Source organism: Phytoactinopolyspora mesophila (genome assembly GCF_010122465.1).
In the GTDB taxonomy this organism is placed as follows: Bacteria; Actinomycetota; Actinomycetes; order Jiangellales; family Jiangellaceae; genus Phytoactinopolyspora; species Phytoactinopolyspora mesophila.
In genome coordinates this window covers 1,294,385-1,305,778 of record NZ_WLZY01000001.1, presented here as the reverse complement: position 1 = coordinate 1,305,778, position 11,394 = coordinate 1,294,385, and the positions used below count along the sequence as shown (strand labels likewise).

Genomic DNA, 11,394 nt, shown 5'->3' with positions numbered 1-11,394 from the left:
CCATGAGCCGGACCATCATCGACATCCACGTCCTGCAGACCGTGCCGCCATCCAACGTCAACCGAGACGACACGGGCAGCCCGAAAACCGCCGTTTACGGCGGTGTACGCCGGGCACGGGTGTCCAGCCAGGCGTGGAAGCGCGCCACTCGCGTGCATTTTCAGGACAAGCTGGACCCTTCCGAGCTTGGAGTGCGCACCCGCCGCATCGTCGAACTGCTGGCCAAGGAGATCACCCGCCAGGCTCCCGAATTGGCGGAGCGGGCCAATGAGCTGGCGGTAGCAACCTTCAAAGTGGTCGGCATCGTTGTGAAGCCACCGAAAAAGGGCGAGGTTGAGGAATCCGGGTATCTCGTGTTTCTGAGCCGCCGCCAGATCGAAAGTCTGGCGAGTGCCGCCGTCGAAGCCGCCGGAGCCGACGATGTCGGCAAGGCGCTGAAAGAAGCCGACGTGAAGGCGCTGGCCGACCGGGACCACTCGATTGCGATCTCGCTGTTCGGCCGCATGGTGGCCGATCAGGCCGACCTGAATGTCGACGCCGCCGCTCAGGTGGCGCATGCCATCAGCGTGCACCCGGTGGAGACCGAGTTCGACTACTACACCGCCGTTGACGACACCAACCCGGAGGAAGACACCGGAGCCGGGATGATCGGCACGGTCGAGTTCAACTCGTCGACGCTGTACCGGTACGCCACCGTCGATGCGAACCGGCTGGCCGACAACCTGGGTGACGTGGAGGCGACATCGCGGGCGGTGCGGACCTTCGTCGAGTCGTTCATCCGGTCGATGCCGACCGGCAAGCAGAACACGTTCGCCAACCGGACACTGCCTGAGGCCGTCATCGTCATGGTTCGTGACACCCAGCCGATCAACCTGGTGGGTGCGTTCGAGAACCCGATCAGGGAGTCAGAGGTCGAAGGGCGGATTAAGCGGGCATCGGAAGCGCTGCGGGACGAGGCACAGGAGATCGAGCGCGCCTACTCCGAGACGCCGGTGTCGAGCTGGGTGGTCCGGGTCGGCGAGGACACCGCCAGTCTGGACGATCTCGGTGGGAGCGTTGCGCTGGCGGATCTGGTCGCCAGTGTTGGCGCCATCGTCGGGGCTCGGCTCGGGTCGTCGTCGTGAGTGTCGTCGCTATCAGTTTGTCCGGCCCGATGCAGTCGTGGGGATCGGGAAGCAAGTTCGTGCGCCGGTCCACGGAGATGGCGCCGACCAAGAGCGGGATCGTTGGACTGATCGCGGCGGCAAAGGGGCTACGTCGTACTGATCCGCTCGAAGAGCTGCTGGGCCTGCGCCTAGGGGTGCGAATCGATCAGCCAGGACAGCTGATGCGGGACTTCCAGACGGCTCAACGTCCGAGGAAGGAACGCGACGGTACGGTGACGTGGAGATCGATGCCGTTGTCGTACCGGTACTACATCAGTGACGCGGCGTTCGTGGCTGCCCTTGAGGGGGAACGCGCATTGGTGGAGGGGATCGACGAGGCATTGCGCAGCCCTGCATTCCCGCTGTACCTGGGGCGACGCTCGTGCCCGCCGGCCGGGCCGTTGGCCCTGGGGGTGTTCGACGACGACGTGATGAGCGTGTTGGCGCAGCTGCCGTGGATGGCAGGGGAACGTCACCAACGGCGCCACGTCACTCAAGATGTACGCCTCGGGGTGCTGCGGGACGCGCATGCCGGTGAGCCAGGTGCGGAGACCATCCATGACGAGCCGGTCAGCTTTGATCCGAACCGGCGGCTGTACGGGTGGCGTTCAGTGGCGCGCGAGCATGTCGTCGTCACCAACCCACATGGTCGTGAAGGTGCCGTTGAGCACGACCCGATGTCGGTCCTGGGAGGTGGGTGACATGTTCCTCACCAGGATGCCGATCAATGCGGCGCGGCGGGGCGCACGTCGTTTGATGGCGTCGCCGCAGGCGTTCCACGCCGCGGTTCTGGCCGGGTTCGCGGGCGACGGTTCGGGCCGCGACGGCCGCGTGCTGTGGCGGCTCGACAGCCACGAACAGCGGCGGGTAGTGCTCTACGTGTTCAGTCCGGACAAGCCCGACTTCACTCATATCGTCGAGCAGGCGGGCTGGCCGACCACCGAGGCTTGGGACACGAAGTCCTACGAGCCGTTGCTCGACTCGCTGGAGGTGGGGAAACGGTTCCAGTTCCGGCTAACCGCCAACCCGGTGCGCTCCGGGCGGCGTGATGGGTGGAAGGAGACCAAGCCGCTCGGGCATGTGACCGCACGCCAGCAGGAGGCGTGGCTGCTCGACCGCGCTGAGCGGCTCGGGTTTCAGGTGGTGCCCAGCAGTGTCGGCGCTGGTGATGGTGTTGCGGAGCCTGACGTGGCCGTCGTCGACCGATCGGTGCGCCGGTTCGATCGCAAAGGCGCGCAGGTCACGCTCGCGATGGCGACATTCCAGGGGCAACTGGAGGTCAGCGACGTCGAAGCGCTGCGGCACACGTTGACCCATGGTGTCGGCCGGGCAAAGGCGTACGGCTGTGGACTGCTGACTCTGGCGCGCCCGCCGGGCACGTCGTCGTCATGAACACGATCGGTTACCGGCCGACCAACCCGCGGGAGCTGACCAGGGCTGGCGACCGGGTCTCATTCCTCTACCTGGAGCGGGCGGTGATCAACCGCGACAGCAATGCGATCACCGCGACCGATGAACGCGGGACTGTGCATATCCCGGCGGCTTCGGTGGGAGTGCTGCTACTTGGCCCGGGCACGACGATCACCCACCAGGCGATCACCCTGATGTCCGACAGCGGGTCGACCGTGGTGTGGGTGGGGGAGCGGGGCGTGCGCTACTACGCGCACGGCTCCTCCCTGGCCAGATCCTCCAGGCTGCTCGAAGCCCAGGCGGCAGCGGTCACGAGCCGGAAGGCGCGTTTGCGCGTCGCGCGGGAGATGTACGCGATGCGATTTCCCGGCGAGGATGTCTCAGGCATGGCGATGCAGCAGCTGCGCGGCCGCGAAGGGTCGCGGGTGCGGCGGGTTTACCGCGAGAACGCCGAACGGACCGGCCTGGAATGGTCGCGGCGGAACTACGACCCGGAGAACTGGGACGACGGCGATCCGGTCAACCAGGCGCTGTCGGCGGCCAACTCCGCGCTGTACGGGGCCGTTCACGCGGTGATCGTCGCCCTTGGGTGCTCTCCCGCGCTCGGGTTCATCCACACAGGGCATCACCGGTCATTCGTGTACGACGTGGCCGACCTCTACAAAGCAGACCTGACCATCCCGATCGCCTTCGACGTGGCTGCTGAGGAAGAGGGCGAGATCGGGCCGGTGACCCGCCGGCAGGTCCGCGATGCGCTGCACGACGGCCGCCTGCTGGAGCGCTGCGCCCGTGACATCCGCCGCCTGCTGCTTCCGGAGGAGGATCCGGAGTCGGATGCGCAAGACGACGCCGACATGGACTTCGACAACGTGTCGCTTTGGGACGAGTACGTCGTCTCGGTGCGCGGCGGCATCTCTTACGGAGACGCGTCGTGATCGTCGTCGTCCTGACTGCGGTGCCGCCTGGTCTGCGTGGGCATCTCACACGCTGGTTGCTGGAGATCAGTCCAGGTGTCTTTGTCGGGCACGTGTCGCGGCGCGTACGCGAGCACATGTGGGAACGGATCGTCGAATACGTGTCCGAAGGCCGCGCCCTGATGGTCCATTCCGTGCGCGGCGAGCAACGGCTGGCTTTCGAAGTACATGGGCACGACTGGACTCCGGTCGACTTCGATGGCATTACGCTGATGCGTCGCACCACCGTCCCCGACTACGTGCCAGTCGCAACCGCGCCGATGCGCAAGAGCGATGCGTCGAGCGCCTCCGTTCCCTCCGATGACGTGGTCTGGAAGCGGCGGAACGCCCGGAGAAAGTTTCGCAAGAAAGGGGACAGTGATTTGGATGAGAAGGAATGATTCTCGTTAGAGTCTTGTTTGAAGTGAAATAAAAAAAGGAATGTCGGCTGACGAACCTGCAGGTCAATTAGTGTGCTCCCCGCAGGCGCGGGGATGATCCACAAATCCTCCTAGATGAGGGATGCGGCCCCGGGTGCTCCCCGCAGGCGCGGGGATGATCCCAGTTCCTGCGCGGCGGTAAGGTTCGCGAGTCCGTGCTCCCCGCAGGCGCGGGGATGATCCATAGAGGGCCATCGCATAGCGTCGACAGTCCCTATGCTCCCCGCAGGCGCGGGGATGATCCCCAAGCAAGCCCGAACGGTTCTTTGCGAGGAGCGTGCTCCCCGCAGGCGCGGGGATGATCCTCCCTCACAACGGTACGCCGTGCGTATTGCTGCCGTGCTCCCCGCAGGCGCGGGGATGATCCTTGCATCCCATTGTGGATGCCATCTGCGAAGAGGTGCTCCCCGCAGGCGCGGGGATGATCCTTGCAAATGACCACTGGAGTTTATTCGGAGGTAGTGCTCCCCGCAGGCGCGGGGATGATCCTCGTTCTGGTGGTCCGCTCAGTTTGTCGGCGAGGTGCTCCCCGCAGGCGCGGGGATGATCCGCCCCGCGATTGCCGTGGCTAGTACCGCCCGGGGTGCTCCCCGCAGGCGCGGGGATGATCCGGTCACGCCGGTGGGGTCGAAGATGTGGAACTTGTGCTCCCCGCAGGCGCGGGGATGATCCGCTGGTGTTCTGCGACCCGCGGGACTGGCAGTCGTGCTCCCCGCAGGCGCGGGGATGATCCCTGATGCGGGTCCGTGAGGGCTTCATTCGCATCGTGCTCCCCGCAGGCGCGGGGATGATCCTGGGCGCTGGACGCCGACGTCAAGGACGGCATCGTGCTCCCCGCAGGCGCGGGGATGATCCTGTCGAAAGCCTTGTGGGCATCGCTGGGGTCGTGTGCTCCCCGCAGGCGCGGGGATGATCCTTCTTGAATGCGACCTTGCGCTTCATTGATAATGTGCTCCCCGCAGGCGCGGGGATGATCCCTCTTGCATGCTGACAATGCGAGATTCGATTTCGTGCTCCCCGCAGGCGCGGGGATGATCCGTGCCGACCAGCCCCGGCATCCCCATCCCCGACGTGCTCCCCGCAGGCGCGGGGATGATCCGGTGCTCATGGTGTGCCGACCCTATCAGCGTGCGTGCTCCCCGCAGGCGCGGGGATGATCCGGTGCTCATGGTGTGCCGACCCTATCAGCGTGCGTGCTCCCCGCAGGCGCGGGGATGATCCTCTAGGTAGAGCAGAAACCAGAAACCGGAAGGAGTGCTCCCCGCAGGCGCGGGGATGATCCTTCATCTGGGAGCTGCGTCTAGGGTACGGGCCGTGCTCCCCGCAGGCGCGGGGATGATCCGGTCCCAGACGGTGGTCAATTCGCGAGTCAAGGGTGCTCCCCGCAGGCGCGGGGATGATCCGAGAAGCCGCTGCCGACCCGCGACCAGGGCCAAGTGCTCCCCGCAGGCGCGGGGATGATCCTGTTGCGCGCTGTGACCTCCAGGGAGGGTGGAACGTGCTCCCCGCAGGCGCGGGGATGATCCCCAGGATGTGCCCTCTATATCCATATCCGCCTGGTGCTCCCCGCAGGCGCGGGGATGATCCCGACACGCGGCCACGGTTCTCCACCAGGGCCGCGTGCTCCCCGCAGGCGCGGGGATGATCCCGCGTTCATCGACGACGGTCAACTGGTGCTCCGCGTGCTCCCCGCAGGCGCGGGGATGATCCCGTGACGCGGGCCTGGGTGGTGACGGCTCGTGAGTGCTCCCCGCAGGCGCGGGGATGATCCCGGAACCGCCTTCATGGTCGAGCAAGTTGGTGAGTGCTCCCCGCAGGCGCGGGGATGATCCCCACGCCGCGACCGCGGGTTCCAGGTAGTGGCCGTGCTCCCCGCAGGCGCGGGGATGATCCGCAAATGCGAAGCAAAATCGAACCCCGTCCCCGGTGCTCCCCGCAGGCGCGGGGATGATCCGCCCACGAACGCCAGCGAGTCGGCGGCGTAGGCGTGCTCCCCGCAGGCGCGGGGATGATCCTGTCCATCGCAGTTTTGCGAAACACCTGGCCGAGTGCTCCCCGCAGGCGCGGGGATGATCCGGAGAAAAGGGTGAAGTCTAAAGCGTACAGGGAGTGCTCCCCGCAGGCGCGGGGATGATCCCAAGTCCCGGTGTCGGTGTAAGTGTTGCTGAAGGTGCTCCCCGCAGGCGCGGGGATGATCCCACCTGCGGGACGAATGACGTGTTACTCAGCGCGTGCTCCCCGCAGGCGCGGGGATGATCCCTCGACGGCGTCCGCCCACTCGGCCGGCGACTCGTGCTCCCCGCAGGCGCGGGGATGATCCCTCGACGGCGTCCGCCCACTCGGCCGGCGACTCGTGCTCCCCGCAGGCGCGGGGATGATCCTGTTTCTGCGGGGTGTGGTCCGCGTTTCTGCCCGTGCTCCCCGCAGGCGCGGGGATGATCCTCGATGACTTTCTCTGCCGGGCACGGACCACACGTGCTCCCCGCAGGCGCGGGGATGATCCGGAATTGAACTACGTTGCCGAATTCCTGATCTTGTGCTCCCCGCAGGCGCGGGGATGATCCGAAGACGACGACGACCTGTTCGTTGAGGACGACGTGCTCCCCGCAGGCGCGGGGATGATCCGCGTGTGTCCGTGTGGACGAGCTAGAGACAGCCGTGCTCCCCGCAGGCGCGGGGATGATCCTGGTCAATCGGCAATCGCGTGGTTATATCGGCAGTGCTCCCCGCAGGCGCGGGGATGATCCGTGAGCCCCGCGGCCAGCCGGAATGACTGGTAGGTGCTCCCCGCAGGCGCGGGGATGATCCCCGCTGACCGAGGCGGGAACGCGCACTAGACGTGTGCTCCCCGCAGGCGCGGGGATGATCCGAAGATCTCTTTGATTACTTGTCACAGGCGTGGGTGCTCCCCGCAGGCGCGGGGATGATCCGGATTTCAAAGAGCTTGAGTTCTCAGTCACGCAGTGCTCCCCGCAGGCGCGGGGATGATCCGGTTCCGACATACCGGAGCCAGCGTTTAGGTGAGTGCTCCCCGCAGGCGCGGGGATGATCCGTGGGCAGTCGAAAACGGTGAATACGAGAAGGAGTGCTCCCCGCAGGCGCGGGGATGATCCCACGACCGGAAGCTCTTCGACCGCGACAATCCGTGCTCCCCGCAGGCGCGGGGATGATCCGCCTCTGCCGACTCAAGAGGACATAGACGAGTGGTGCTCCCCGCAGGCGCGGGGATGATCCGGTCTCCGCCGTCATCGTCCCGGTCGACTGGACGTGCTCCCCGCAGGCGCGGGGATGATCCCGGCTGGGGAATCATCGCGAAGGCGGTGAATGAGTGCTCCCCGCAGGCGCGGGGATGATCCTCGAGCCTCGACACCGGTCTGCTGAGCCTCCACGTGCTCCCCGCAGGCGCGGGGATGATCCCGGTACAGCCGCCGTCGAAATCGGAATCGGTCGGTGCTCCCCGCAGGCGCGGGGATGATCCCCAACGAGGAAGAGGAAGCAGAGTACGCGGACGGTGCTCCCCGCAGGCGCGGGGATGATCCCGGCAACGCGACCGTCAACAGCAACAGGTTGTCGGTGCTCCCCGCAGGCGCGGGGATGATCCACCTCTTGCCACCACTAACTAGGCATATAGAAAGTGCTCCCCGCAGGCGCGGGGATGATCCTGAACGCCAGTACCCAGAGCTAGCGGCGCTCGTGTGCTCCCCGCAGGCGCGGGGATGATCCGTCGATGCGCACCGCTAACGGCTCCGAGGGCATGTGCTCCCCGCAGGCGCGGGGATGATCCGTGTTCGGCCAATCGTGCAGCTTTGACTTCGTCGTGCTCCCCGCGCAGGCGGGAATGATCCGGCGGCGATACACGCGAGTCCACCCGTCGTGGAGTGCTCCCCGCATCAGCGGGGTGGGCGATTCCAGCTTCGTGGCCTGGCGTAACGGATGGGGCCGGATTGGGGCTGGGAAACGTTACATGAGGCCACGAAGCTCAGTTGGCGTCGGAGTTAGTGGTCGCCTCAGTGGTGCATTCCCCGCAGGTGGGGGAGAACCAGGAACGCGCGGCCAGGGGATCACGAGTGCGCACGCATCCGAAAGCCGTATCTACCGGCAGGATGCATGCTGTCTGCGAGCGTGAACGCCGGAATCCCTGCATCTCACGGGGTTTTGGTGGCTAGCCGAGAAGGATCAGTCAGATGTCACCACTATGTGCCGTCCGGTTCAGTGCAGGACCTGTTCCAGGGTGTCGGCGCTGAGGATGCGGGCAGTCCAGGTTTCCAGCTGGTCGGCTGTGGCGGCGTGCACGGTGTCCAGCACGGCCGGTGTGGGTGGTCCGAACTTGAGGGTCAACAGCTGTATGAGCGTCTCGGTACGGCCCTGGGCGCGGCCTTCGGCGCGCAGCATCTCAGCGGTGGTCATGTACGCCTCCTCTGCTTCGGGCCCGAGTTGTGTGAACAGGTCGTGTAGCTCGTCGCTGGGTGCTTCGCCTACGGTTTCAATGTACGTCAACAGCGCGATCATCTCGTCGATACCGTCGGAGCGTGCCAGGATCGCGCGAAGGTCGTCGGCCCAATTCCGCAGGTCATCAGCGAGTCGAGAGTTGCCGGGGGCGATCTTGAGCAGCAGGAGTGTGATTCGGGCCGTTGGTGTCAGCGGCCGGGCCCGCAGCGCGTGTTCGTCCACTCGGGCGAGATCGTCGAGGAGGAACCGGAGACGGGGCAGGTACTCTTGCGCGGCTTCAGCAGTGTCGCGGTTGATGTCGAGCAGATCGACCACGTCTGTGGGACCGGACCACGGGCGGCGGTTGTGATGCACGACGAGCGGGATCACCAGCGGAAGCAGCGTCGCGTCGGGGTGCTCCGTCAGGTAGCGGTCCCAGATCCGCACCATGTAGCGCAGCATCCGAAACGGCATCAGTGGATCGTTGCAGCTCTGGTGTTCGACGAGGACGTAGATCAACGCATCGTGGCCGTCCAGTGGGGCGGAGAACAGCAGATCTGAGTGTCGCCAGCGTAGGGCGGGATCGACGAAGCTGCCGGAGACCCGGGCCAGCTGTTCCAGGTCGAGCCGCTCGGCCAAGCCGGCCGGCAGTACGGCGCGCAGCTGTGAGGCTGCGTTCGCGGGGTCACCAAGAACCCGGCGGAACACTGCATCATGCGGACTGGACTGACTCGGAATGACAGCGAAGGTATAAGCCGGCACTGACAGGTGCCCTGGTTATGCACTTGATACTGCCCTCGCAGCCCGTGGCCAGGGCTTCGTGGCCTGGCGTAACGGATAGGGCCGGATTAGGGGCCGGAAACGTTACGTGAGGCCACGAAGCTCACCCCCCCGCAGCGCGGACGCCGCCACCACCGCGCCGACGCGGTCGCTCACCCGGCGATCAACCCCGCCACGTAGTGTGGACGCCCGTGGACGAAGCATTGCAGGACCGCCCCGAGCAGTGGCCGGTCGAGACATCCGAGGTGATCTTCGAGGGAAAGGTGGTCACGCTGCGCCAGGACGTCGTCCGCTCGCCCGTGGACGGCACGACGTTCCCGCGTGACGTGATCGCCCACCCCGGAGCTGTCGCGATCATCGCCCTCGATGAGCAGGATCGCGTACTGGTCGTCTCCCAGTACCGGCACCCGGTTCAGCACCGCCTCACGGAGCTTCCGGCAGGCCTACGCGACATCGCCGACGAGCCGCCTCTGGTCGCGGCGCAACGCGAACTCTACGAGGAAGGTCACGTCCGGGCCGCGAACTGGCGGGTGCTTACGGACGTGTTCAGCTCGCCCGGCATGACCGACGAAGCCGTGCGCGTCTTCCTGGCCAGGGACATCACCCACGTTCCCGACGACGAGCGGTACAACGGTCACGCCGAGGAAGCCGACATGCCGGTTTCCTGGGTGCCGCTGGCGGATTTGGTCAAGGCGGCACTGGCCGGGAAGGTGCAGAACTCGCTGCTGTGCATCGGCGTGCTGGCTGCCTGGGCGGCCAGCCACGACGGCGGGTACGACGCCCTGCGCGCCCCGGACGTGCCCTGGCCCGCCGTCGAGCACAGCTGAACCAGAAAGCGCACAACACTCGAACCGGAGCCGGTGAAAGGCCTGGCCGCCTACTCGCCAGCGTGGGGGCACACCGGACGGAACAACCCGCGACACGACGCGCTCACATGGCGACGGGCTCAGCGCCATGTCTACGGCGTATCGTGGTTGATCATGAAGGCAGGGTCCGCGTCGTCCATAAGGCGTGTCGTGCGAACGCGCCAGGCCGCCTGACTGCTCTAGACTTCGGCGCGAGGGGCCTCGACATCGTGCGTCCGGCAACGTCGCCGGGCGGGACAGTAAGGGGACGTAGGTGCTGGTCGGCATTCCTACCGAGATCAAGAGCAACGAGCATCGTGTCGCGATGACACCAGCCGGGGTGCACGAGCTGACGCTGAACGGCCATGAGGTTGTGGTCGAGGCGGGCGCCGGGCTGGGATCGTCGATCCGCGACGAGGAATATCAAGCCGCCGGCGCGCGTATCGCCACTAGCGCGGACGACGTGTGGGCCGAGGCGAACCTGATCTGCAAGGTCAAAGAGCCGATCCCGGACGAGTACCACCGGATGCGGCGCGGCCAGGTCCTGTTCACCTACCTGCACCTGGCCGCCTCGAAAGAGTGCACCCATGCGCTGCTCGACGCCGGCGTCACCGCCATCGCCTATGAGACGGTGCAGACCGCTACCGGTCATCTGCCGCTGCTGGCACCGATGAGTGAGGTTGCCGGCCGGATGGCCACTCAGGTCGGCGCCCATGTGCTCGAACGAGGTCAGGGCGGTAGGGGCGTGCTGCTCGGCGGGGTGCCTGGTACCCAGTCGGCGAAGGTCGTCGTCATCGGAGCCGGAGTGGCCGGAATCAACGCCGCCGCTATCGCCATGGGCATGCTGGCCGACGTCTGGGTGCTGGACAAGAACATCGCCAGGCTGCGCGAGGTCGAGGACCTCTACGCGGGCCGGATGCAGACGGTCGCGTCCAACCTGTTCGAAGTGGAGAGCGCGGTCCAGGACGCTGACCTCGTCATCGGCGCGGTTTTGGTCCCGGGAGCCAAAGCGCCGACGCTGGTGTCAGACGATCTCGTCGCCCGGATGCGGCCCGGTAGCGTGTTGGTCGACGTCGCGATCGACCAGGGCGGATGCTTCGAGAGTTCGCGGCCCACGACGCACGACGCCCCGACGTTCAAGGTCCACGAGTCGATCTTCTACTGCGTGACCAACATGCCCGGAGCGGTGCCGAACACCTCCACCTACGCGCTCACCAACGTCACTCTTCCGTACGTGACCGAGCTGGCCAATCAAGGGTGGCGGGCAGCGCTGCGGGCTGACGCCGCCCTGGCCCGCGGCCTGAACACCTACGCCGGGCACGTCGTATATGCGCCCGTCGCCGAGGCCCACGAACTCGCGGCGGCCGACTTGGACGAGGTGCTCAACTGAGCG

General features: G+C 66.4%; 8 protein-coding genes and 1 CRISPR repeat array. Of the genes, 7 read left to right on the top strand and 1 reads right to left on the bottom strand.

All coding sequences use genetic code 11. The annotated features are described in order from the left end of the window. Positions 1 to 2: 2 nt before the first annotated feature. The 5 genes from cas7e to cas2e are packed head-to-tail and all read left to right on the top strand — an operon-like array spanning position 3 to position 3,909. Positions 3 to 1,124, top strand: coding sequence for a type I-E CRISPR-associated protein Cas7/Cse4/CasC (gene cas7e, locus F7O44_RS05950; protein ID WP_162449163.1), 1,122 nt, complete (start codon positions 3 to 5; stop codon positions 1,122 to 1,124). Next, positions 1,121 to 1,846: a type I-E CRISPR-associated protein Cas5/CasD gene (gene cas5e / locus F7O44_RS05945; RefSeq protein ID WP_162449162.1), complete on the top strand. Its 726-nt coding sequence runs from the start codon at positions 1,121 to 1,123 to the stop codon at positions 1,844 to 1,846. Before cas7e ends, cas5e begins: the two co-directional genes overlap by 4 nt. 1 nt (position 1,847) lies before the next feature. Further along, complete coding sequence (gene cas6e, locus F7O44_RS05940) at positions 1,848 to 2,537, top strand: type I-E CRISPR-associated protein Cas6/Cse3/CasE (protein WP_162449161.1); 690 nt, start codon at positions 1,848 to 1,850, stop codon at positions 2,535 to 2,537. Beyond that, positions 2,534 to 3,490, top strand: a complete 957-nt coding sequence (gene cas1e / locus F7O44_RS05935) for a type I-E CRISPR-associated endonuclease Cas1e (RefSeq protein ID WP_162449160.1) — start codon at positions 2,534 to 2,536, stop codon at positions 3,488 to 3,490. Before cas6e ends, cas1e begins: the two co-directional genes overlap by 4 nt. Next, entirely contained in the window at positions 3,487 to 3,909 is a 423-nt protein-coding gene (gene cas2e / locus F7O44_RS05930) for a type I-E CRISPR-associated endoribonuclease Cas2e (RefSeq protein ID WP_162449159.1), read from the top strand. Before cas1e ends, cas2e begins: the two co-directional genes overlap by 4 nt. A 72-nt stretch (positions 3,910 to 3,981) precedes the next feature. Next, positions 3,982 to 7,793: direct repeats of the CRISPR family, unit length 28 nt; unit sequence GTGCTCCCCGCAGGCGCGGGGATGATCC. A 364-nt stretch (positions 7,794 to 8,157) separates the two neighbouring features. On the opposite strand, the gene F7O44_RS05925 is transcribed toward cas2e, so the two are convergent. Then, on the bottom strand, positions 8,158 to 9,138 hold the full coding sequence (locus tag F7O44_RS05925) for an Rpn family recombination-promoting nuclease/putative transposase (RefSeq protein WP_343073813.1): 981 nt from the start codon (positions 9,136 to 9,138) through the stop codon (positions 8,158 to 8,160). A gap of 209 nt (positions 9,139 to 9,347) precedes the next feature. Between F7O44_RS05925 and F7O44_RS05920 the strand changes: the two genes are divergently transcribed. Together F7O44_RS05920 and ald are read left to right on the top strand one after the other, a co-directional pair. Then, a complete protein-coding gene (locus F7O44_RS05920) occupies positions 9,348 to 9,983 on the top strand; it encodes an NUDIX domain-containing protein (protein WP_162449157.1) in 636 nt (211 codons plus the stop codon). Between the two features lie 292 nt (positions 9,984 to 10,275). Continuing rightward, entirely contained in the window at positions 10,276 to 11,391 is a 1,116-nt protein-coding gene (gene ald / locus F7O44_RS05915; RefSeq protein ID WP_162449156.1) for an alanine dehydrogenase, read from the top strand. Positions 11,392 to 11,394: the final 3 nt, after the last annotated feature.